This is a genomic window from Salinibacterium sp. 10G20-15 (assembly GCF_057365065.1).
On the sequence record NZ_CP195118.1, the window covers coordinates 1,885,343 to 1,907,163 of the forward strand.

Annotated in this window: 20 protein-coding genes; 11 read left to right on the forward strand and 9 right to left on the reverse strand. The window is 60.7% G+C overall.

The genetic code is table 11. The features are described 5' to 3' along the window. Positions 1 to 43 precede the first annotated feature (43 nt). Positions 44 to 904 (reverse strand): RDD family protein, encoded by an 861-nt coding sequence (locus ACR3YK_RS09075; protein ID WP_486174567.1) that lies wholly within the window; start codon positions 902 to 904, stop codon positions 44 to 46. A 16-nt stretch (positions 905 to 920) separates the two neighbouring features. On the opposite strand from ACR3YK_RS09075, the gene ACR3YK_RS09080 reads away from it, so the two are divergent. Continuing rightward, on the forward strand, positions 921 to 1,916 hold the full coding sequence (locus ACR3YK_RS09080) for a stage II sporulation protein M (protein WP_100388476.1): 996 nt from the start codon (positions 921 to 923) through the stop codon (positions 1,914 to 1,916). A gap of 33 nt (positions 1,917 to 1,949) precedes the next feature. Here ACR3YK_RS09080 and ACR3YK_RS09085 read toward each other — a convergent pair whose 3' ends face one another. From ACR3YK_RS09085 to ACR3YK_RS09105, 5 genes are read right to left on the reverse strand one after another with little or no spacing between them, the layout of a single operon-like run. After that, positions 1,950 to 3,242, reverse strand: coding sequence for a DUF58 domain-containing protein (locus tag ACR3YK_RS09085; RefSeq protein ID WP_486174568.1), 1,293 nt, complete (start codon positions 3,240 to 3,242; stop codon positions 1,950 to 1,952). 2 nt (positions 3,243 to 3,244) lie between these two features. Further along, positions 3,245 to 4,201, reverse strand: coding sequence for an AAA family ATPase (locus ACR3YK_RS09090; RefSeq protein WP_486174569.1), 957 nt, complete (start codon positions 4,199 to 4,201; stop codon positions 3,245 to 3,247). Positions 4,202 to 4,243: 42 nt separating this feature from the next. Beyond that, entirely contained in the window at positions 4,244 to 5,464 is a 1,221-nt protein-coding gene (locus ACR3YK_RS09095; protein ID WP_486174570.1) for a DUF4350 domain-containing protein, read from the reverse strand. Next, a complete protein-coding gene (locus tag ACR3YK_RS09100; RefSeq protein ID WP_486174571.1) occupies positions 5,461 to 6,159 on the reverse strand; it encodes a DUF4129 domain-containing protein in 699 nt (232 codons plus the stop codon). Before ACR3YK_RS09100 ends, ACR3YK_RS09095 begins: the two co-directional genes overlap by 4 nt. Beyond that, positions 6,156 to 7,382: a DUF7847 domain-containing protein gene (locus ACR3YK_RS09105; protein WP_486174572.1), complete on the reverse strand. Its 1,227-nt coding sequence runs from the start codon at positions 7,380 to 7,382 to the stop codon at positions 6,156 to 6,158. The genes ACR3YK_RS09100 and ACR3YK_RS09105 overlap by 4 nt, the downstream gene beginning before the upstream one ends. Before the next feature lie 120 nt (positions 7,383 to 7,502). Between ACR3YK_RS09105 and mtrA the strand changes: the two genes are divergently transcribed. From mtrA to secA, 6 genes are all read left to right on the forward strand, one after another. Beyond that, a complete protein-coding gene (gene mtrA, locus ACR3YK_RS09110; protein ID WP_486174573.1) occupies positions 7,503 to 8,183 on the forward strand; it encodes an MtrAB system response regulator MtrA in 681 nt (226 codons plus the stop codon). A 5-nt stretch (positions 8,184 to 8,188) separates the two neighbouring features. Continuing rightward, the gene (gene mtrB, locus ACR3YK_RS09115; RefSeq protein WP_486174574.1) at positions 8,189 to 9,802 is read left to right on the forward strand and encodes an MtrAB system histidine kinase MtrB; all 1,614 of its coding nucleotides are present in this window, start codon (positions 8,189 to 8,191) and stop codon (positions 9,800 to 9,802) included. Further along, positions 9,795 to 11,474, forward strand: a complete 1,680-nt coding sequence (locus ACR3YK_RS09120) for an LpqB family beta-propeller domain-containing protein (protein ID WP_486174575.1) — start codon at positions 9,795 to 9,797, stop codon at positions 11,472 to 11,474. The genes mtrB and ACR3YK_RS09120 overlap by 8 nt, the downstream gene beginning before the upstream one ends. 62 nt (positions 11,475 to 11,536) lie before the next feature. Then, entirely contained in the window at positions 11,537 to 12,298 is a 762-nt protein-coding gene (locus ACR3YK_RS09125; protein ID WP_486174576.1) for a ComF family protein, read from the forward strand. A gap of 45 nt (positions 12,299 to 12,343) precedes the next feature. Continuing rightward, positions 12,344 to 13,042 carry a ribosome hibernation-promoting factor, HPF/YfiA family gene (gene hpf, locus ACR3YK_RS09130; protein WP_486174577.1) on the forward strand — a complete coding sequence of 233 codons (699 nt, stop codon included), beginning with the start codon at positions 12,344 to 12,346 and terminating at the stop codon, positions 13,040 to 13,042. 161 nt (positions 13,043 to 13,203) lie between these two features. Further along, positions 13,204 to 16,023 (forward strand): preprotein translocase subunit SecA, encoded by a 2,820-nt coding sequence (gene secA / locus ACR3YK_RS09135; RefSeq protein WP_486174578.1) that lies wholly within the window; start codon positions 13,204 to 13,206, stop codon positions 16,021 to 16,023. 101 nt (positions 16,024 to 16,124) lie between these two features. On the opposite strand, the gene ACR3YK_RS09140 is transcribed toward secA, so the two are convergent. Continuing rightward, a complete protein-coding gene (locus ACR3YK_RS09140) occupies positions 16,125 to 16,613 on the reverse strand; it encodes an Rv3235 family protein (protein ID WP_486174579.1) in 489 nt (162 codons plus the stop codon). A gap of 150 nt (positions 16,614 to 16,763) precedes the next feature. Between ACR3YK_RS09140 and ACR3YK_RS09145 the strand changes: the two genes are divergently transcribed. Further along, positions 16,764 to 17,363 (forward strand): hypothetical protein, encoded by a 600-nt coding sequence (locus ACR3YK_RS09145; protein ID WP_486174580.1) that lies wholly within the window; start codon positions 16,764 to 16,766, stop codon positions 17,361 to 17,363. 13 nt (positions 17,364 to 17,376) lie between these two features. Here the strand turns inward: ACR3YK_RS09145 and ACR3YK_RS09150 are convergent, their stop codons facing one another. Then, complete coding sequence (locus ACR3YK_RS09150; protein ID WP_486174581.1) at positions 17,377 to 17,658, reverse strand: helix-turn-helix domain-containing protein; 282 nt, start codon at positions 17,656 to 17,658, stop codon at positions 17,377 to 17,379. A 119-nt stretch (positions 17,659 to 17,777) separates the two neighbouring features. On the opposite strand from ACR3YK_RS09150, the gene ACR3YK_RS09155 reads away from it, so the two are divergent. The 3 genes from ACR3YK_RS09155 to ACR3YK_RS09165 are packed head-to-tail and all read left to right on the forward strand — an operon-like array spanning position 17,778 to position 21,168. Beyond that, positions 17,778 to 18,425 (forward strand): CpaB family protein, encoded by a 648-nt coding sequence (locus tag ACR3YK_RS09155; protein WP_486174582.1) that lies wholly within the window; start codon positions 17,778 to 17,780, stop codon positions 18,423 to 18,425. A gap of 1 nt (position 18,426) precedes the next feature. Further along, on the forward strand, positions 18,427 to 19,659 hold the full coding sequence (locus tag ACR3YK_RS09160; RefSeq protein WP_486174583.1) for a CpaE/TadZ family protein: 1,233 nt from the start codon (positions 18,427 to 18,429) through the stop codon (positions 19,657 to 19,659). 9 nt (positions 19,660 to 19,668) lie between these two features. Then, on the forward strand, positions 19,669 to 21,168 hold the full coding sequence (locus ACR3YK_RS09165; RefSeq protein WP_486174584.1) for a sensor histidine kinase: 1,500 nt from the start codon (positions 19,669 to 19,671) through the stop codon (positions 21,166 to 21,168). A gap of 247 nt (positions 21,169 to 21,415) precedes the next feature. On the opposite strand, the gene ACR3YK_RS09170 is transcribed toward ACR3YK_RS09165, so the two are convergent. Further along, positions 21,416 to 21,664 carry a WhiB family transcriptional regulator gene (locus tag ACR3YK_RS09170; RefSeq protein WP_009772809.1) on the reverse strand — a complete coding sequence of 83 codons (249 nt, stop codon included), beginning with the start codon at positions 21,662 to 21,664 and terminating at the stop codon, positions 21,416 to 21,418. Between the last annotated feature and the right edge of the window lie 157 nt (positions 21,665 to 21,821).

Here is a 21,821-nt window from a genome sequence, read left to right on the forward strand (position 1 = left end):
TCAGTTGATCGCCGAGGCAGGGGCTGGATTCCTATGGCGCACACTACGCGCGGTCGCGGGGGAAACCGCGCGGAACACTCGTGAGAGCAGGCTCTAGCGCGTCGCGTCGAGTTTTCTCATTCGCCAGCGCAGTACTTTCTCGTTCGCGGCGCACGGCGCTCACAGCAGCCAGCAGCACCTCGGGTTCCACGTGCGGTAACGGTGACACATAGGCGGCCGCTTCGTGGGCGAGCGATGTTGCATGGTAATGACGGGTGGCCGGTGTATAACCTGGTGCGGCAACGAGAAAGTGCGAAATGCGTCGGGCGAGAGCATCCGGCATTGTGGCAACGTCAGCGGTGCGCGCCCAGTCCGTCAGCTGACCGGGAAGCGGCACCACGGGGTTTGCGAGCTTGGAGACGCGTTCGTACTGGCTATAGGTGCCGGCCACGAGGTCGCCTAAACGTTGGGCACGAGTGTTAAGCAACGCAACGACGGCGGCCATCCCTCCCGCGGTCATAAAAATTTCGAGAACGCCAAGCAGTGCCCGGATGAAGGCATGCCGAAAGCCGATCGCGCCGCCATCGTTGCGAACAATGCGAGCTCCGATCGCCAGTTTGCCGAGCGACTTGCCGTGGCTCAATGTTTCGACGGCGGTGGGGATCACCACAAGACAAGTCACGGTAGCCGCCACGGTCAGGGCGGTACCAATTGCCTGGTCGAGCCCGGCCGCTGTGGCGAAGGAAAACGCGCCGATCAGAAGCCCGATGAGGGCCGCGCCGTAGACAAGAAAGTCAATGATCGACCCGGCGGCGCGAAGCACGAAACTGGCCGAGCGCAGCTCGAGAGCAACGGCTTCTCCGGTGATGAGTTCATCGGGTTCGTCCCCATACGCGAAGGTGTTGGTCGTTTGTGGGCTCGGCATGACATCATTTAAGCAGATGGATCTCGACTCTTACTCAGCCGCGCATCGCGAAGACTGGGATCGCCTTGCCCAATTGGGGTCTCAGCGGCGACTTTCCGGGGCAGAATCCGATGAATTGATCGATCTCTATCAGTCGGGCGCCACTCATCTCTCCGCCATGAAGACGAGCATGGGGCAATCGGTGCAAGCCGATCGTCTGTCATTGACGCTCAGCCGCGCTCGGCTCCGCTTCACGGGCGCCGCAGCCAATCTCTTCAGTCAGTTGCCGCAATTCTTCATCGCGCAGTTACCGGCAGCGCTCTACCGCGTGCGGTGGATGTCGCTGGTGCTCGCCGGGGCAACCTTCTTTATCGGGTTCCTCTTTGCCTGGTGGGCAATTTCGAACCCGCAGCTGCTGGCCAATTTCGGCACTCCGGCGGAACGCGAAGCTCTGGCTCAAGACGATTTCGTGGGCTACTACTCGGAGTACTCGGGTGGTTCCTTCACTGGCTTCGTCTGGACTAACAATGCGTGGATCGCGGCTCAAGAGATTGCCTTCGGCATCGTCGGCGTCTACGTGCCCTATCTGCTCTTCAACACGGCTCAACAACTGGGCTTCACCGCCGCGATCATGAACGAGTTTGATCGCCTCGACGTCTTCTTTCTCTACATCGCCCCCCACGGTCAGCTTGAGCTGTACGCGATCTTCGTTGCTGGCGCGGCCGGAATGATGATCTTCTGGTCCTGGGTCGCTCCGGGGGCGCGTACGCGGGCTCAGGCCCTGGCCGAGAACGGTCGGGCGCTCTTCACTATCGTCATCGGCATCATCCTTGCGCTCTTAGTCTCAGGCGTTATCGAGGGATACGTCACGCGCCAAGACTGGCCCTGGGTAATCAAGATCGGTATCGGCACAGTCGCGCTCGGTGGCTTCTTGGCTTACCAGTGGATTCTCGGTGGGCGCAGCGTTCGTGCCGGCAACTCTGGCGACCTGAGCGAGTTCGACGCGGGCGCGACCCATATCGTCGCCCACTAGCGATACGGTTCTCGCGACGAACCTCAAGCGCGTCTAGAGTTTTCCGGCTGCCTTCAACGCGATGTAGTGGTCGGCAAGGGCGAGCGGCAGGTCGGCTGGGCGTCGAGAGACCACAGAGGCTCCGAGTTGGTTGATCGCATTAGCCACTCGTGACTGATCGAGCAGGGCACGCTCGGCAGCACCTGCGAGATACACGGCGTCGCGTGAGGAACGATCGAGCGTGGCATCCACAATCGATGGGTCGGTGACCGAGGCCACGACAACAGTGTGCTTCGCTGTGAGTTGCGGCAGCATTGCGAGCAAGCCGTGGGTGGCCCCGGGGGATTCCGCGGTGGTGGCAATCACAACGAGCGCGCGCTGGGTCGTGGCCTGCCGTACAAGGTTCGGCACGGCGTTCCAGTCCATTTCGATGAGTTCGGGTTGAACGGGTGCCATACTGTTGACCATTTTCGACAACAGGTCGGGGCCGGTGGCACCCTGAACGCGGGCGCGAACGCGGCGGTCGTAGATCATGAAATCGACGTGGTCGCCGGCACTCGAGGCGAGAGCCGCCAGCAGCAGCGCAGACTCGAAGGCGGTGTCGATGCGGGGTTCATCTTCGATCCGTGCCGCAGAAGTGCGGCCGCTGTCAACGACAATGACGACGCGGCGGTCACGCTCGGGTCGCCACGTGCGAACCACCAGTTCAGAACGGCGAGCGGTGGCGCGCCAGTCGATCGAGCGAACGTCGTCGCCGCGCACGTAGTCCCGCAGGCTGTCGAATTCGGTGCCTTGGCCGCGGATCATGACGCTCGTCGCGCCATCGAGTTCACGAAGTCGGGCGAGTCGGGAGGGGAGGTGTTTGCGCGAGTTGAACGGAGGGAGCACCGTAAAACTGCTCGGAACGCTCACCGTGGTCTGTCGAGCGATCAGTCGCAGCGGGCCATAAGAACGCACTGTGACGTGCGCGGCTTCTCTGGTTCCCCGACGCAGGGGAGTGAGCACCGTGGTCAGTTCGCGGCGCTCACCAGCGGGGACCGAGAGCGGCACGCGGTTAGCGTGAGCGCCGGCGGATGGTTGCCAGCCGTCTCGTACGATCGCGCGCAGCCGGCGGCGGGTGGGGTTCGTTACTCGTAACGCCGAGCTGGTGGTCTCGCCTAGGCGCACGCGATCGGGAGAGGTGCGCTCGAAGCGCAGAGCACGCACTGACACAGCCACGATCATGTCCACCGTGCCCAGCAGCACCACAAAAAGTACCCAATAGACGAACACGATGGGCGCGCCCGTGACGACGATCGGCACGATGCCGAGCGCCACGAGAGCAACGAACCAGCCAGTAATTGCCATTGTTAGATCGGAACCTGCACTTGCTGCACGATCGATCGCAGAATGACGTCGGCTGACACTCCTTCGAGTTCAGCTTCGGGGCGCAACTGAATGCGGTGACGAAGTACCGGCAGCACCATGTTCTGGATGTGGTCGGGCGTGATGGAGTCCGCACCGGTCAGCCAGGCCCACGCCTTCGCTGCTCCGATAAGGGCGATCGCACCACGGGGGCTCACGCCGAGCTTCACGGACGGGCTTTGGCGAGTAGCGCGCGCAAGGTCAACAGCGTACGCAACCACATCGGGGCTTGCTCCCACTTTCGCGACAGCAGCCTGGGCGGCCGCCAGCATTGACGCATCGAGAACGGGCGCAACGCCGGCTGCGGCGAGATCCCGCGGGTTGAAGCCAGCAGCGTGACGCGTGAGTACTTCGATCTCGGTGTCGCGCTCGGGCAGGTCGAGCACGAGCTTGAGGAGGAAGCGGTCGAGCTGAGCCTCGGGGAGCGTGTACGTTCCTTCGTATTCGATGGGGTTCATCGTCGCGGCAACCATGAACGGCACCGGCAGTTTCAACGACTGGCCGTCAACGGAAACCTGACGCTCTTCCATCGCTTCGAGCAGCGAAGACTGAGTCTTTGGTGGGGTGCGGTTGATCTCATCCGCGAGCAAAATGTTGGTGAAGACGGGGCCTTCGCGAAACTCGAACTCGCCCGACTTGGAGTCGTACACGAGCGAGCCGGTCACGTCGCCAGGCATGAGGTCTGGCGTAAACTGCACACGCTTGGTGTCGAGCTGAAGCGCTCGGCTCAGCGTGCGAACCAACAGTGTCTTTGCAACACCAGGAACGCCTTCGAGCAGCACATGGCCCCCCGTCAGCAGCGCGATGGTGAGGCCCGTGACAGCCGCATCTTGGCCCACCACGGCCTTGCCTACTTCTGTGCGCAGTTGAGTGAATGCGTGCCGCAGTTGCTCGTCAGTCATATCTCGATTCTTCTCTATCTCTGGCTTGGTGCGGTTAAGCGGTTAGGCGGGGCGAATGATCGTGCGCACGCGAGCTTCGAGTGCGAGCAGTTCATCCGACAGGCTGATGAGTTCATTGTCCGAGGCAGGCTCGGCGTCGACCAGCAGGTGTCGGAGCGGAGCGAGAGGCTGCCCGATGAGCGGGGAGATGCGGTTGATAACATCATCGACGGATGCCGTGCTCGGCATTCCGCACAGCCCAGCGATCCTGCCGATGGTTCCGATGCGCAACGAATCCAGCGTATGGAGGCGCGCAGCGGACTGCGCGTACAGTCGCGCGCGCCCCTGCATCGTTTCGCTGGAGCGCACCGTCACCGGCAGTTTCTCGATCACGAGGGGGCCGAAGCGGCGGCCACGCCAGAGCGCACCGACGAGAAGAGTGAGAACGAACAACCACGTAGCGGGCAGCACCCAACGGGGAGCGAGCTCGTCGAGGGTGGCGGTGCCGCCATCGCCCTGGATGTCGAGAAAGCTCGGCGTGTACCAGACAAGAGTGTCGTTCTCGCCGAGCAGGCGCAAAGCGAAGGCAGCGTTGTCGGCGGCCGTGATTGCGCCGTTGGAAAGGGCATCGGTTGCTCCGAGGATGCGTAGTTCGCTGTCGCCGCGGTCAAGGATGATGAGGCCGTACCCATCGTCGTCATTGCCGTAACACGCCGTGATGGCAGAGCTTGGCTCGATCACGCGGTAGCTACTGGGGCCAGCCGTGATCTGCGGAGCAGTCGACGACGAGGGGGCAGAGCATCCGGCGCTCACCGAATCTGAAGAAGCGCCTGCTTGAGCAACTTCGGGAGCGATCTCGAGAAGTTCGTTGAGCACGGGTTCAGCGACGATGACGGTGCTGGCGAGCTCCGCTGCATCCGCCACTTGGCTTTCGGTCAGATAGCCTTCGAAGTTGGTGAAGATGAGGGTGCTGTCGTTGGGGGACTCCAACGCGGCGCGAGTCTCGTCGAGTGTGGTTGTGACGATCACGTTGACACCTTGATCGCGCAGTACCTCTGCAACGGCCTGAGAACCTGCTTCGTAGGGGCTTGTGGGGTCGAGCGGCGGACCTTCGACGGCGTTGCCCGCAAGGTTGAGCGAGACGACGGCGACCACGACCACAACGATGGCGGCGGCGATCCAGTACAGCGCGCGTCGCGTTGTGCTGCGCAAGCGCGGAGTGAGCACGGTGGTGTGCTCGCTGGTCGTCTCCGCAGCGATCGTCGGCGGGGTATTTCGGCTCACTGCGTTGCCTCGGCAAGATCGGGTTTTGCGGCACGGACGCGTGCTTCTAGGGCGCGAATCTTTTCGTACTCCTCGCGCGTCGCCGGCTTGCGCATATAACGCACGCGATCAAAGGTGTCGGCGCTAGCGGCGAAGTCGGTGGCGAGGCCGGGGAATACGTGTGAGGCACGGGCCGCAAACCCATGCCCGGTAGTGCCGGGGGTCATGCTCACGAGAGTGCGCTCTGAAAGACTTCGGGCGATTGCCCGGAACATATCCGCAACTGCGGAGGCGAAATTCTCGCGATTCGCGGCTTGCTCCGCGGCGTCTCGCAACTGCGCTGCAGTGCGATAGTCGGTTTCTCCGAACAGGATGTCTTCGTGCTTACTCTTGCGGTTCAACCGCGGCACACCGTAAACAACGATTGCCGCAACGATGGCAACGACAACGAGCGAGAGCAGCACGATCGAGACAATCGTGGGGATTCCATTGCCGTCGCCTATCGTGAGGCTTGCGAGCCAGTCGCTGAAAGCTTTAGAAATGCGATCGAAGAGCGTCGGCTTCGCGGCTTGATACGGCGCTTTACTGAGTTCGTCAATGAGCCACTGAGTTGCTTCATCCGATTCGGGGTCGACCGGAACCGTATTGAAAACCGTGATCGCGTTGCGGGGGACGAGCGCTGCAATCACGGTGGAGGCCACGAGAGTCGGGGTCATGAAGGAATGTTCGGTCCTGCGGGAGTTGCACGGCTGGGTGTGCTCTCGGCGGTGAGGTAGGGGTCGGGAACAGAGTGGTCGCCCGCGTTGCGGGCTTCGACGAAGCGTGCAAGTTCGAGGTCGAACCCTTCGCGGCGCATCCGCATATCAATGTAAAGCAACGCAGGAGCTGCTGATTGGATAACGATCGTGACGGCGCTGATGACGACCGACAGCACAATCGTCACGATGTACAGCGCGATGAACCCCACAACGGCGGCCTCCTCGTTGCCGGTGGGATTGAGGAGCCCGACCCCGAGGCCCCCGAGGAAGCTCAGGGGCGTTGTGACGACGCTCGATACAACATTCACGATCACGATGATGAGCGCGAGGATTCCGAAGGTGCGCCAGAAGCTTCCGCGGACGAGGGACCATGAACGTCGAATCGCTTGTCGGAGCGGCAACCGTTCAATCATCAGTGCGCTGGGTACGAATGCGAAGAACGTTCCTAACCATGCAGCAAGGAACATCGCAGCGAGGAACCCGCCAATCATGGCGAGCACGCCAAAGATGATGCCTACGGTATCGCCGAGTGAGAACAACAGCACGGAGACGCCGGCGACAACAGCAACACCTAGCAGCACCGCAACCATCACGATGGCGGACCAGCCGATGAGGGCTCCGATTCGACCCTTCGCGGCGTTCCACAGGCCACGGACCCGCAGACGCTCGCCTACGGTTCCTCTCGCAACTTCGAGCGAGACAATTCCTTGCAGAATTGCCCCGCCCACGAGCGATAAAGCTACGGCAAACAGCGCCGAAAGGATGAGTCCAGCGGTTGTTCCCGCTTCAATCGTTGCTGCATCCGCATCGGTTGCGCTTAGCGTGCGTTCGACTCCTGCAAAGCTGACGATGCCGACAAGCACGAGTGAAGCGACGGTCACGACGCTCATGATGAGAAGCGAGAGCCCGAAAGTGGGGCGTGGATTGCGTCGCAACACCATGAGTGATGCGCCAAGAATCGTGCCCAATCCGAGAGGGTGCAACGGAATGAGCCCAGGCTTGGGCGGTGGGGTCCAGCCCGAGGCGGGCGCAGCGTAGTGCGGGGATGCCCCGGCTGATGCGGGCGCGGATGTCGGCGTCACTCCGCCGGCATACGGCGAGGAAGCGTTGGGGGGAGCGAGTGGCTGACCGCCATCGGCACTGCTGCTGTCGGGTGACTGCCAGGGGCTGTTATCGCTCACGTTTCATCCTTGATTAGGCAACTGCGAAAATTCAATCGCCCTCATGTTTTCACACTCGACTACTCTTGTGCCAAAGCTTCTCACTCTGTTAGCCCGAGAGCTAGAAAGTATCGAGGAACAGTGAACCCGCGAATTCTTGTAGTCGATGACGATACTGCCCTGGCAGAAATGATCGGAATCGTTCTCCGCACTGAAGGTTACGAGCCATTTTTTTGCCAGGATGGCGCCCTAGCGTACGACGCCTTCAAGTCGGCCGCGCCCGATTTGGTGCTGCTAGACCTCATGCTGCCGGGAATGGACGGCATCGAGATTTGCTCCCGCATCCGTGAAGAGTCAGGCGTGCCGATCATCATGCTCACGGCGAAGAGCGATACCGCGGATGTCGTGAAAGGTCTTGAGAGCGGCGCTGACGATTATGTTGTCAAGCCTTTCAACCCCAAAGAACTCGTTGCGCGGGTGCGTACTCGACTTCGCCCGGCCAGCGACGCCGCTACGGGCACGCTCACGGTCGGCGATCTTGAACTGGATGTCGCGGGCCATGAAGTTCGCCGCGGTGACACCAAGATAAATTTGACTCCGCTCGAGTTCGAGCTTCTCTTAGCGCTCGCTATGAAGCCGGAGCAGGTCTTTACCCGCGAGATGCTGTTGGAACAGGTATGGGGGTACCACTACAAAGCGGACACTCGACTAGTGAATGTTCACGTTCAGCGGTTGCGTGCGAAGGTTGAGGAAGATCCCGACAACCCGAGAATCGTCATGACGGTTCGCGGTGTTGGCTACCGCGCTGGCGCCTCCGCGTAGGTTTCATGCGCGATTTTGACTGGCGCGGCTGGCTGCGGCGAGGTATCGCCCTGTGGCGCTCGTCACTTCAACTGCGCACTGTGGCAATTACGGTGCTGCTGTCATCCGTCGCGGTGATGGTTATTGCGGGCTACATGTCGCTCAGCGTGGGCGCGAACCTGTTCGATGCGAGCCGTGACCAACTTACGCGCACATCGGTTAACGCAACCCTCGCGGGTCAACAGGTGTTCGATGCTGCGGACGAGGGCTTAGGGGTAGAAGATCTCGATGTGATGATGGGCGATGCCGCGAGAGTCATCGAGAGTGTGGCTTCCAGCACCGGCGGCACGAGTTATGCGATTTTGCGAACCCCCGGTCAGGAGGGCTCCCGGGTTCCATCGGATGTTCAAACCCAGGGACTTGCTTCAGCTTCCCTGATCTCCCCGGAGCTCCGTGATGTGGTTGCGCAGTCCACCGAACAACGAACGTACTGGCAGTCGGTTGCTCTGGAACACGATGACGAAGGCACCGTTCATCCGGGCCTCGTTGTTGGTTCAACGCTCGATATTCGCGGTGCGCAGTACGAGTTGTACTTGGTTTACGACATTCAAGACACTCAGGACACTCTCGTGCTCGTGCAGCAAACGCTTGGCCTCGGAGGCTTTGCGTTGCTCGCACTTATCGGGGTAGTCACATTTGTGGTTGTGCGGCTCGTCGTAGGTCCCGTTCGGCTTGCTGCCGAAACGAGCCAGCGGCTTGCTGCCGGTGAACTCGAGGTGCGTATTCCGGTTCAAGGCGACGACGTGATCGCCACTCTCGCTCGCTCCTTCAACGGAATGGCCACGAGCTTGCAACAGCAAATCACTCGCCTTGCCGCGCTTTCGCAGGTTCAACAACGTTTTGTTTCGGATGTTTCGCACGAGCTTCGTACGCCGCTCACGACAATCCGGCTGGCCGGAGATGTGCTCTACGATCAGCGCGATACCTTCCCGCCTGCCACTGCGCGGACGGCGGAACTTCTCCACACCCAGGTCGAACGATTTGAGCTTCTCTTGGCCGACCTGCTCGAAATGAGCCGCTACGATGCGGGCGCCGTTGACATGGAAACCGAACCTACAAACCTCGTTCGCCTCGTCGAGGACGCCATTGAGAGTCTCACTTCGCTCGCGGCGAGCAAAGGTTCCGAACTGCGACTGGTGGCACCGGGAGGGCATTTCGAGGCGGACGTTGACCCCCGTCGCATCCGACGCATCTTGCAGAACCTGGTCAGCAATGCGATCGACCACGGCGAAGGGCTGCCGATTGTGGTGTGGGTCGACAGCGATCAGGATGCCGTGGCGATTGCGGTCCGTGATTATGGAGTCGGTATGAGTCAAGCAGCCCTAGAACGCGTCTTTGACCGTTTCTGGCGTGCTGACCCGTCGCGACAGCGCACTACGGGAGGCACCGGACTGGGCCTAGCGATTGCGCTCGAAGATGCCGCGCTTCACGGCGGCTGGCTCGAAGTGTGGTCGGATGGGGACAATGGCTCGTGCTTCCGGCTTACGATTCCGCGCGAACGTGGCGCGGAACTGCGTTCGTCGCCGCTCGCGCTGCCGCCGAATGACGAGATCCCGAGCTTGGAGGCGCCCCTTGCCTAAGCTGACCAAGCTTGCCATCCTCTCGATGATCGCTGCCGCGTCTGTTGCGCTCACGGGGTGTGTGGGGGTGCCCATGTCGAGTGAGGTTCAGACGGGGCCGCTCATCGACGAGCAAGACGGTGCTCAATACGAAATCGTTGCCTCGGGGCCAGTAGCTGGCTCCTCTCAGGAACAGATTCTCACGGATTTCATGAACGCTGTACGTTCGCCGGCGCGCGACTACTCGGTCGCCCGAGAGTTCCTCACGGGCGCAGCGAGTGAGACGTGGAACCCCGCAGCGAGCGCGACAGTTCTTGAGCGTGACAAGTTGCCGACGATCGGCCCAGCCCTCGACGAGAATGCGCTGACCTACTCGTTCTCAGCGCAAGCGGTGATCGATGAGCGCGGTGTGTATTCCGAGTTGCCCTCGCCGGTGTCACAGACACTGGCGTTCGAGTTCGAACAAGTCAACGGCGAGTGGCGTATTTCCGCGGCGCCTCCGGGAGTGGTACTGACTTTCCGGGGCTTCGAAGTGAGTTTCGAAGAGCAAGTGCTCTATTACTTCGATCCCAGCTTCGCCTACCTCATCCCCGATTCCCGGTGGTTTGCCGCTCGAGAGTCATCGCAGGCCCGCGCTATTCAAGCGTTGCTAGCCGCTGACTCCGCTTGGGTGCAGCAGGGTGTAGTGCTCACCGCATTTCCGCCTTCTACGACGCTCGGAACGACGAGCAGCCTCACCTCTGGGCGGGCGGTCGTTGATCTCAGCTCTGAGGCGCTTGCCGCTAACACCGTAGCGCGCGACCGCATGCGTCAACAGCTCTCTGCAACGCTTCACACGCCGATTGTGGTGCTCACTGTTGAGGGGCGTGAGTTGCAAGACACGACCTCCGGTCAGAACGCCGCCGTTATTGAACCGGGGTCTGCCGGCCCCCTCGTTGTTGGCACGGGCGATGAGTTGGGGTTCAGCACGAGCGATGGACTCAGTGCCATCCCCGAGATCAGCGACATTCTGGTTTCTGCGGGAGCAACGTCGGCAGCTCTTTCCGGAGATCGGCTGTCCGCGGTATATCGAGCGGGAGACGGCGCTGTTTATTTCGCGTCGGTGGGAGTTGCGCCGCGCCTCCTAGACTCGCGGTCCGGTCTCGTGTCGCCGTCACTCGACCCGTTCCGCTTTGTGTGGTCGGCGCAACGATCAAGCGCCACGTCGTTGACGACTTTCGCGGTAGATGGCACTGAGCATCCGCTGCAGACTTCGTTGCCGGCGGATTCGGACATCGTGTCTCTCGATGTGTCTCGCGATGGTGCGCGCTTGCTGGTGTATCTCTCCACACCCTCAGGGCCCGAATTGCTTGTCTACGGCATCGTCCGCCAGCAGGGCAACGTTCCTGTGCAGCTCGTGGAACCGGTGTCGCTGCCGGTACGATCTGGAACGGCCGTCGATGCATCGTGGGTGGGCTCGAGCAGCGTTGCTACGTTGACGGGCACGGATGATTCTGTTGAAGTCACCGCGTACAGCGTGGGGGGTCCCTCGCGAAGTTTGGGTGACGTCGCGGGGGCTACTCAGCTCGTGACTACGGGCTCGAATACCGACGGACTGCGTGTGCTGGCCGATGGTGAAGTCTGGCGGCCACAGGGCAGTCAAGCGTGGGTTCAGATCGGTCTCGACGCCTCCTTCATGGCGGTGCAGCAATAGTCGTTCTCCACGGATGAGTTGGGGCCGCGACGTCGAGGACGCAGCGGCGGCACGATCGAGGGATGAAACGCCCACAGCAGTCGCCGCGCGGCAACAAGAAGCCGCCGTGGTGGTTCACAGTCGTTCTCGACGCTCTCCGCGACGCGTGGTCGCTTCTGATGCCCGTAGAGTGCGCCGGATGCGATCGAGCTGACCGTGCATTGTGCGAGGAATGCGCCCCCGACCTCGTTGCGCAGCCAGCCATTCAGTCCACTCCGCAACATCTCGTGGTGCACTACGCGCTGCGCTACGAAAATCGGGTACGTCGGATTCTGCTCGCGTTCAAGAACCACCACCGCACCGATCTCGCGCGGCCGCTGGCGGCGGCGTTCGCGCCAGCGCTGCAGCACGCGGTCGCGTCGACAGTCCGCGCGGGATCGCCGTCGGAGCCGCTCGAGCTTGTGGCTGTGCCGAGCACTCGTCGGGCTTTTCGCTCTCGTGGGTACCATCCGATGAGCCTCGTGTTGAGGGCGGCAGGTCTGCGCCACGCCCGGGTGTTGCGTGTTGCCCAAGAAACTCGAAGTCAGAAATTATTGAGTGCACAGCAGCGAGTCAGCAACATCCGCGGGGCGTTCATCGCGACTCGCTCCCTCGCCGGAATCCGCGTAATCATTGTGGACGACGTACTCACGACTGGCGCGACGATCGACGAAGCGGCGAGAGCAGTTTCCGCTGCGGGCGGAACCGTGGTGGCTGCGGCAACCATTGGGTTCACTCCAAGATCGCTGACGGTTCGTGACATTGCCAGCGGCGAGGGCTACGGTATGGAAAAGGGCGCGAAATAGAAGCTGCCTCACGGGGCAGCCGCGCATTATGGCTAGGAGGTCGCCGTGGAAATCACCGTCAACGGACGAAATGTAGGAGTCACGGATCGTTTCCGTGAGTACGCGATCGAAAAGTCTGAGAAGGTCTCTCACTTGGCCGAGAAGGCAATCGCCTTCGAGATCAAGGTGAGCCGACACCACGAAACCAAAGGGTCTAGTGGAGATGACCGCGTTGAGTTGACGTTGATTGGGCCAGGTCCGCTTGTTCGAGCGGAATCTGCTGGTTCAGACAAATATGTTGCTTTCGATCTTGCAATGGCCAAGCTCATTGAGCGCATCCGACAGTCGAAAGATCGCAAGAAGGTTCACCGCGGAAACCACCGCCCTACCTCACTGCGTGAGGCGAGCGCTGGTGGCTTCGCCGTTGTGGATATCACTCCCGCTAGCCCCGATGTGATCGAGAAGGTTGCGACGGGGACGGTACCGATTCAGGACGAAGCGCCCGAGCCGGGCGACGAGGACTACTCGCCCGTCGTTATCCGTCGCAAAGTGTTCCCGTCGAGCCACATGACGGTTGAAGAAGCTCTCGACCACATGGAACTGGTCGGCCATGACTTCTTCCTCTTTGTTGATAGTCAGACCGACCGCCCGAGCGTCGTGTACCGCCGCAAGGGGTGGGATTACGGCGTAATCGGTCTCGAAGAAGAGGGCGAAGAGGCCGTTCAGGGAGGCCGATCGCGCAAGCGCAAGGTGGCCAACGGCTAAGCACACCAAGTTTTTGGCTTGGAGTTGATACGATTACGAACCGGTAACGCGGCTGTGCGCTGAGAGCACGCACCGCGTTACCGCGACGTAAGCGTCGAAAAGACCGCGCTTCGTCGAGCAGTGCCAGCGTCGGACCCGTCCGACAAGAATGGGAGTATTCGGTGGCAAATGTTTTAGAACGCGCTCTTCGCGTAGGTGAGGGTCGACTTCTTCGACGCTTGAAAGGGTACGCGCAGGCCGTCAACCATCTTGAGGACGACTTTAAGGGTCTCACTGACGATGAGTTGAAGAACGAGACCGTTGAGCTACGTGAACGCTACGCAGCGGGGGAGTCGCTCGACGATCTTCTGCCAGAAGCTTTCGCTGCAGTGCGAGAAGCAGCGAGCCGTACTTTGGGTATGCGTCACTTCGACGTTCAGCTCATGGGTGGCGCAGCGCTCCATCTCGGAAACATTGCTGAGATGAAGACCGGTGAGGGAAAGACACTCGTCGCCACCCTTGCCGCGTACCTCAACGCAATCGCGGCACAGGGTGTGCACGTCATTACCGTTAACGACTATCTGGCGAGCTATCAGTCAGAACTGATGGGGCGTGTCTTCCGTGCTCTCGGTATGACTACCGGCTGCATCGTCTCCGGTCAGACTCCCCTCGAGCGTCGTGAACAGTACGCCGCGGACATCACGTATGGCACCAATAACGAGTTTGGTTTCGACTACTTGCGCGACAACATGGCGTGGCAGGCAAGCGACATGGTCCAACGCGGTCACTACTTCGCTGTCGTCGACGAGGTCGACTCGATTCTGATCGACGAAGCTCGTACTCCGTTGATCATCTCTGGTCCCTCATCAGGAGAGGCCAACCGCTGGTTCACTGAGTTTGCGAACCTCGCTAAGAAGCTCGACCCGGAGATTGACTTCGAGGTCGACGAAAAGAAGCGCACCGTCGGCGTTCTCGAGCCCGGTATCGAAAAGGTCGAAGACTACCTCGGCATCGACAACCTCTATGAATCAGCCAACACTCCGCTGATCTCCTTTTTGAACAACTCGATCAAAGCTCGCGCGCTCTTCAAGAAAGACAAAGACTACGTCGTCATGAACGGCGAAGTGCTTATTGTCGACGAGCACACCGGCCGTATTCTGCAGGGTCGTCGGTACAACGAAGGTATTCACCAGGCGATCGAGGCCAAAGAAGGGGTCGCGGTCAAGGCCGAGAACCAGACGCTGGCTACCGTCACGCTGCAGAACTACTTCCGCCTGTACAACAAGCTTTCGGGAATGACCGGTACTGCTGAGACCGAAGCGGCCGAGTTTATGTCCACCTACAAGCTCGGTGTCGTCGCAATCCCCACGAACCGTCCGATGCAGCGTATCGACCAGTCTGACCTCATTTACAAGAATGAGCAGTCAAAGTTTGAACAGGTCGTCGCAGACATTGCTAAGCGCCACGAGCTAGGTCAGCCGGTTCTCGTCGGTACCACGAGCGTGGAGAAGAGCGAATTGCTTTCTCGCATGCTGGCGAAGAAGGGTGTCAAGCACGAGGTGCTGAACGCCAAGAACCACGCTCGCGAAGCAGCCATCGTCGCGCAGGCTGGTCGCCTCGGCGCTGTGACCGTTGCCACGAACATGGCCGGTCGTGGAACCGACGTCATGCTTGGCGGAAACGCGGAGTTCCTCGCGGTGGCCGAAATGAACAGCCGTGGCCTCAATCCTGCAGAGACTCCGGAGGAGTACGAAGCAGCATGGGACGATGTTTTTGCCACGGTCAAGGCCGAGGTGGACAAGGAAGCCAAGAAGGTCATTGACGTTGGCGGGCTCTATGTGCTCGGCACTGAGCGTCACGAGTCGCGCCGAATCGATAATCAGCTGCGTGGTCGTTCCGGTCGTCAGGGTGACCCCGGTGAGAGCCGTTTCTACCTGTCGCTCCAAGATGACCTCATGCGCCTCTTCAACAGTGGCGCTGCTGAAGCCCTGATGGGGCGTTCCTCGGTGCCCGATGACCTCGCCATTGAATCGAAGGTTGTTAGCCGCGCCATCCGCAGTGCTCAGGCACAGGTGGAATCGCGTAACGCTGAGATCCGCAAGAACGTTCTCAAGTACGACGATGTTCTCAACCGCCAGCGTGAAGCGATTTACAGCGACCGCCGTCATATTCTCGAAGGAGATGACCTCAAGGATCGCGTGCAGCGGTTCCTCAAAGACGTCGTGACCGAAGTTGTTGACGTGCACACCGCGGAAGGTCACTCAGAAGAGTGGGACTTTGAGGGGCTGTGGGCTGAGCTCAAGACGATGTATCCCGTCGGGATCACTGTCGACGAGGTGCTTACCGAGGCTGGTTCGCGCGGCAAGATGACGAGCGCGTTCATCGCCAAAGAAATTCATTCGGATGCTGTGATCGCTTACGAGCGTCGCGAACAGCAACTAGGGGAACCCGCGATGCGCGAGCTCGAGCGCCGCGTGGTGCTGAGCGTGATCGATCGCCGCTGGCGCGACCACCTCTACGAGATGGATTACCTCAAAGACGGAATTGGCCTGCGAGCAATGGCTCAGCGCGACCCGCTCATCGAGTACCAGCGCGAAGGGTACGCGCTGTTCCAAACGATGATGGGTCAAATCCGTGAAGAGACCGTTGGCTTCTTGTTTAATCTCGATGTTGAGGTTAACGGCGGAGGCGAATCGACGACTGTACAGGCTCGCGGTTTGGACGCCTCGAATGCGCCCTCAACCCAGCTCAGCTATTCGGCTCCCAGCGCGGATGCGTCGGGAGAGGTCGAGGTTCGCAACGAGCGCGGTCAAGTGGAGCGTGCCGCCACGGCTCAAGCTCAGCAACGCCAGGCTCGCCAGACTCAGCCTGCTCAGGCCCAGCCTGCCGCGGCCGCTCCCTCGAGCGAACGCGGCGCTTTTGGCCAGCGAGCGGAGAGTGCGTCACCTGAGGCTCCGCTCAACCGTTCGCAGCGTCGTGCACAGGAGAAGCGTAAAAAGTAGTGTCTTGCTGAGCTAGCGCTGAGCGCAGATCGTGAAAAACGAATGCCCCACTCAATTTCTGGGTGGGGCATTCGTTGTTTGCGCTCCGCAGGGGTGTGAGGCTACAGAACGTTGATGGCGGTGGCACGCCACCGCTTGTCGAGGCCCTCGAGGCGCACGGCGACGGCGCGAGTACGGGCGCGACCTCGAACGATGACCACGGCTTCGACAGCACCATCACGCGGTTCGCAGAGGCGAATGGAGCCCATCGTGAAGGTGGGGCGTGTGACGGGCTGTCCTTTGGCGCGACGAGCTCGAGCTGAGAGCACTACGCGCTTGAGCAGATGACGATAGACATCGTCGGTAACCCAGCGGGACATCTGCTCGAGATCTCGTGCGCCGGCGAGGACTTCGATTACGCAGCGGGTCAGGTTCTCGACGAGGGGCGCGGGGTCGGGCAGTTCAGCACTGGAGGTCGGTTGGTGGCCAAAGAACTCGTCGGGAACGAATCGAGGCCGAATGACCTTGGAGGGCAGCGTGCCAGCGCGCGGTCGCAACTGGCGGGGTAATTCCACACTCGGTAAGGAGGTGCGAAGTGGCTCGGTACTCATGATCTCCCGGGTAAAAGGTCAAGACGGCGATGTTCACCCCCATAAGGGGGTAGACCACACTTAATCAGTTAAGAGACCAATTGTCTATGACTAATTTTCAATTGTGGATAACATTTCGGAGTTCATGGGTCGTCTCAGTACCGTCAATCCATGCGCTGGGACAAACTCTTTGACGACCTCGAAAGCCAGCTCGAACGCGAGATCACGGCGGACGACCTCGAGATCGACGCTGAGGAAGAACGTCTCCGACTCGGGCGGCTGAGCATCCGGGATCGCATTGTGGCTCTTCACGATCGAAGTACGGCAGAAGCTCCGCTCACCCTCTCTCTGCAGTTGATAACAGGGGCACGAGTAACGGTAAGACCCGTCGTTGTTGGCCGCGATTGGCTATCGGCTGACATCATCGATGACAGTGGACGCCCGGGCCAGTGTATTGTCCCGTTCGGTGCGCTAGCAGGCATCTCCCTAACAGCCAGCCACATCACACCGAGCCTGGCCACAACACCACCGACGGGGCATCCACGTCTCTCGCAGCGGCTAAGCCTGAGCTACGTACTTCGCGACCTCTGCCGTCGCCGACGAGCGGTCTCGCTACTTCTGGTGGCGGGGGAGATCCACGGCACCATTGATCGCGTGGGGCGAGATCACTTAGATCTCGCCATGCACGAGCGCGGAGCGGTGCGTCGAGAAGCGGCAGTCTCTGAATACCGTATGGTGCCCTTCGCGAGCCTTGCGCTCGTCAAGCCTTAAGGCTCCTGCGGAGCTAGCGAGCGCGCTGCTCGCCGAAATTAACCTCGGTAACGGTGGCGATGTCGGACTGGTTCCACAGGCTCATGCGACGAGTCTCCTCATAGAGCGCTTCGATGTATGACTCGAGAACAGAGTTCTCGATGCGCCACTGACCTTTGCTGCCTACTTTGATGGCGGGCAATTCGCCAGAACGCACGAGGTCAAGAACCTCGTGCGGGGAGACGCTGAGCACTTCGGCAGTGTCGGCCAAGGTGAGAAATCGCCCGAGACCCTCTGCTGGATTGATCGCGTTCATGCTTCGATTATGCGCGTATGAAGCTGGGAATAGGGGTGATGTGGATAACTATCGATCTGCATCCACCGCTTGGCGAACGATGGTGCCATGATCAAGTCCCGACTCGTGGAGCGAGCGCTATGAGCCGCCGTTCCGGACGCACTCAGTCCCAAGCTCGCGCGCGAGCCTTCGCCCTCGACCCACGCTTGGCCATTGGCGTTGTACTCGTCATGGCGTCGGTGGTTGGCGTTGTTTCGATCGTAGCTGCAACAGACGACTCCACTGAGGTGTATGCCGCAGCATCCACTGTCACACCCGGCGATCGGGTTCTGAGTTCAGATCTTGTGGTCCGCAACGTGAAACTCAACGAGGCTACTGAGCGCTATATCGCTCGTGGCGAGATGCCCGCTGAGGGCTTCATCGCTACGCGCCCTATTGAAGCGGGAGAACTCGTGCCAGCGTCGTCCCTCGGAAGCCATGATGGGCTCTCGCTCACCTCGGTTGTGGTGTCGCCACAGGGCGGGCTTGCCGGAACAGTAGCGACGGGAGCTGCCGTCGATGTGTGGGCGAGCGCGGAAACCGAAGACGGTGGATATGCCGCTCCGGGAGTGATCATCTCGGGAGCGATCGTCGTGCGGTTGCTCGAAGATGATTCGCTCGTCTCGGCGGCTCAGGGGAGCGCGATCGAACTGCTTGTGCCGCGTTCTCGGGTAGCTCGACTGCTCGAAGCCATGGCAAACAACGATGTGCTCTCGGTGCTTCCCGCTAACCTGCCGGCGAAGGGATAGCATGACCGCGTTCGCTCTTGCTATGCCCGTGGCTCTTGAAGACCAATTCTCATTCGATGCTGCCCAACACGGCCACGAGATCGCGCTGCGCGCAGTGAGTGCGCCGGAACTCGGATCCCGCATTGCCGGTGCACACGCGGACATTGCTCTCGTAGCGGCGGAGGCCCGGTATCTGACTGATCGACTTATCGCGGCCTGTGATCAGGCAGGGGTGCGCCTCATCGCCGTAGCCAGCAGCGAACGAGAACAGCGCTATGCGAGTGATCTCGGTCTCTACGACATCGTGGATGCGTCCGCAGGTTGGAGTGGGCTGGAAGCTCTTCTCGATCAATCCTCGTGGGATGTTCACGCTCCCGAGCGCGAGGGTCCACCCCACGGGCAAGTGATTGCAGTGTGGGGTCCTGGCGGGGCGCCGGGCCGAACATCCATTGCCATTTCGGTTGCTGCTGAGCTAGCAGCACTCGGCTACAGAGTGGCGCTCGCCGACGTCGACACCCATGGAGCATCGGTGGCGCCCGCTTTGGGGATGCTCGACGAAGCGCCCGGATTTGCGGCGGCGTGCCGCCTTGCGGGAACTGAGACTCTCACCACCGAGGAGCTCGAACGCATCGGGCAACGCTATGAGTCGCCCGTGGGATGGTTCTGGGTGCTCACCGGTATTGGTCGCCCGAGCCGATGGCCCGAACTTTCTTCTGAACGTGTCGGAACTACGATCGCGCAGTGTCGACAGTGGGTCGACTTCACGGTGCTCGACACGAGCTCGAGTCTGGAGAACGACGAAGAGATTACGAGCGATCTCTTTGCACCGCGCCGAAACGCCGCAGCAGTAACAGCCGTTCGTGCCGCCGATCATGTGATCGCCGTCGGCTCGGCTGACCCTGTGGGACTGTCGCGATTCTTGCGAGCCCACGTGGACTTGCTTGAGACCGTAACGACCCGCAGCGTGAGCGTTGTCATGAACAAGATTCGGGTGAGTGCCAGCGGTATGAATCCCCACGGTCAAGTGACTCAGACGCTATCGAGGTTCGGTGGCATCGAGCATCCAATTCTCGTGCCCCATGATCTCGCGGGATTCGACGGCGCGGTGCTCAGCGGAAAGACACTCCTGGATGCTGCCCCGCGCTCCCACGCGCGAGTCGCTATTCGAGATCTTGTGCAGTCTCGCCTTGTCCCTGAAGAACCTGAGCGAGCACCGCAGAAGTCATTGTTCGGCAGGATGTTGGCGCGCGGGTAACCTGTAAGGGTGTCGACACTCAGTGATCTAGTCCAAGAACAAGGCCGCTCTAGTGAGGCGGACATCGAATGGCTGCACATGCTCGTCGGCGACTGGCAGCTTCTCGCCGACCTTGCTTTTGCTGACATCGTGTTGTGGGTTCCCAGCGATGACAATCAGTTCGTCGCTGTCGCGCACGCCCGCCCCAGCAGTTCGGCCACGCTGTTCTACCGTGACTTTGTTGGCCAGCAGATCAAGCCCGAGTGGCTCGCGCAAGTCACCGAGGCGTACGAAACATCTCGTATCGTCGATACCGCGGCTCCTGCCTGGTACGAGGAAACGCCCACGCGGGTGCGCGCGGTTCCGGTAATGAGAAGGCTTAGTGCCTCAGGCAATGCAACGACTGAAACTCCGATTGCGGTCATTACCCGCCACACCAATTTGGGCGATGCGCGTACGCCGTCCCGTCAAGAACTCACCTTCAACGGTTGTGCGAATGATCTGTTCGCGATGATCGCCGCGGGAGATTTTCCTGATATGGGCGCTCCCGCTGCTCCGCGCCGCGGAGCCCCTCGTGCTTCCGACGGCCTGATTCGTTTAGATGTCGATGGCCTTGTTACTTTTGCGAGCCCGAACGCTTTGTCGGCGTTCAATCGCATTGGGTTTTCGGGAGAACTCGAGGCGGAGTCGCTCGCCGAAGTGACAACGACCCTGATTGCCGGCCAGCCTGAAGTAGATGAGGCGCTGCCGCTGGTCGTGACCGGTCGTGCCCCTTGGCGAACCGACATTGAGGCCCGCGGTGTCACTGTGTCGCTGCGCACGATTCCTATTCGGGATCGAGGGGAGCGGGTCGGGGCGATCGTGCTTTGTCGCGATGTCACTGAAGTGCGGCATCAGGAACGTGAACTGATCACCAAGGATGCCACGATCCGTGAGATCCACCATCGAGTGAAGAACAACTTGCAGACGGTGGCGTCGCTGCTGCGGATCCAAGCGCGCCGAACGCACAGCGAAGTTGCTCGCGAAGCACTTGGGCAGGCTATGCGGCGCGTGGCTGCCATTGCGGTCGTGCATGACACTCTCTCCGAGGGCCTGAACCAGAACGTCGACTTTGACGTCGTTTTTCACCGCGTCTTGAAACTCATCGCCGAAGTGGCGTCAAGCCACAACACAACCGTGCACCCAACATCCGTTGGCAGTTTTGGCACCCTGCCCAGCGAGTACGCGACACCACTTGCACTGGCGCTCACTGAACTCGTAACGAATGCCGTCGAGCACGGTCTCGCAGGAAAGGCGGATGGCACGGTCGAGATTGATGCCCGACGTACCGTCGACAAGTTGACTGTGCAGGTGCGCGATAACGGTATTGGTCTGGGTGAGGGAAAGGTGGGCGAGGGGCTCGGTACGCAAATTGTTCGCACTCTTATTCAGGGTGAGTTGAGCGGAACGATTGACTGGCACACTTTGATGGGCAGCGGTACCGAAGTGACGATCGATATCCCGTTGACCTGGCTGACTCGCGCCAAGTAGACCTGAGCCGGTCGCGAGCGAGCTGCCGGGGGAGCGGCGTTGTTGCTGAGTGCCACGTGTCGTGGCGCGAAACGATGTCGGATAGGGCGACGACTAGTGGAGCGGAACGATCCCTAGACAAAGCGAGGCCGATCGTCGTGGAGCCCGATCCCTCGACGACGTCGGGGTAATTCGGTCTTTCACAGCCGATCGGCCTACTGTAGAGACTCGGTGGAGAGCCCTCCGCGAGATCGCGGCTCGCTGCTCGTTAGGAGGCGCGACGTGCGCGAGCCGCGCGACGCTTGAGCGCGCGACGCTCGTCTTCGCTGAGGCCACCCCAGACGCCGGAGTCTTGGTTGGTCTCGAGTGCGTACTGCAGGCACATTTCGGTTACGGAGCAGCGACCACAGACGGCTTTTGCTTTTTCGATCTGGTCAACTGCCGGACCGGTGTTTCCGACCGGAAAGAAAAGCTCCGGGTCAGCGGTGAGGCATGCAGCGTTATCGCGCCAGTCCATTTGTTGCTCCTTACAGTGTGTTGCGATGCTCGAGCGCGCAAAAAAATTACGCCCTGATCGGCGTCGAGCTTGAGAAATTATGTGGGTCTCGCTCGCAACACTGGGAGCCAGAAATCAACCTCAACTAGAATCGCATATCGTCAAAGCCAAAGCAATG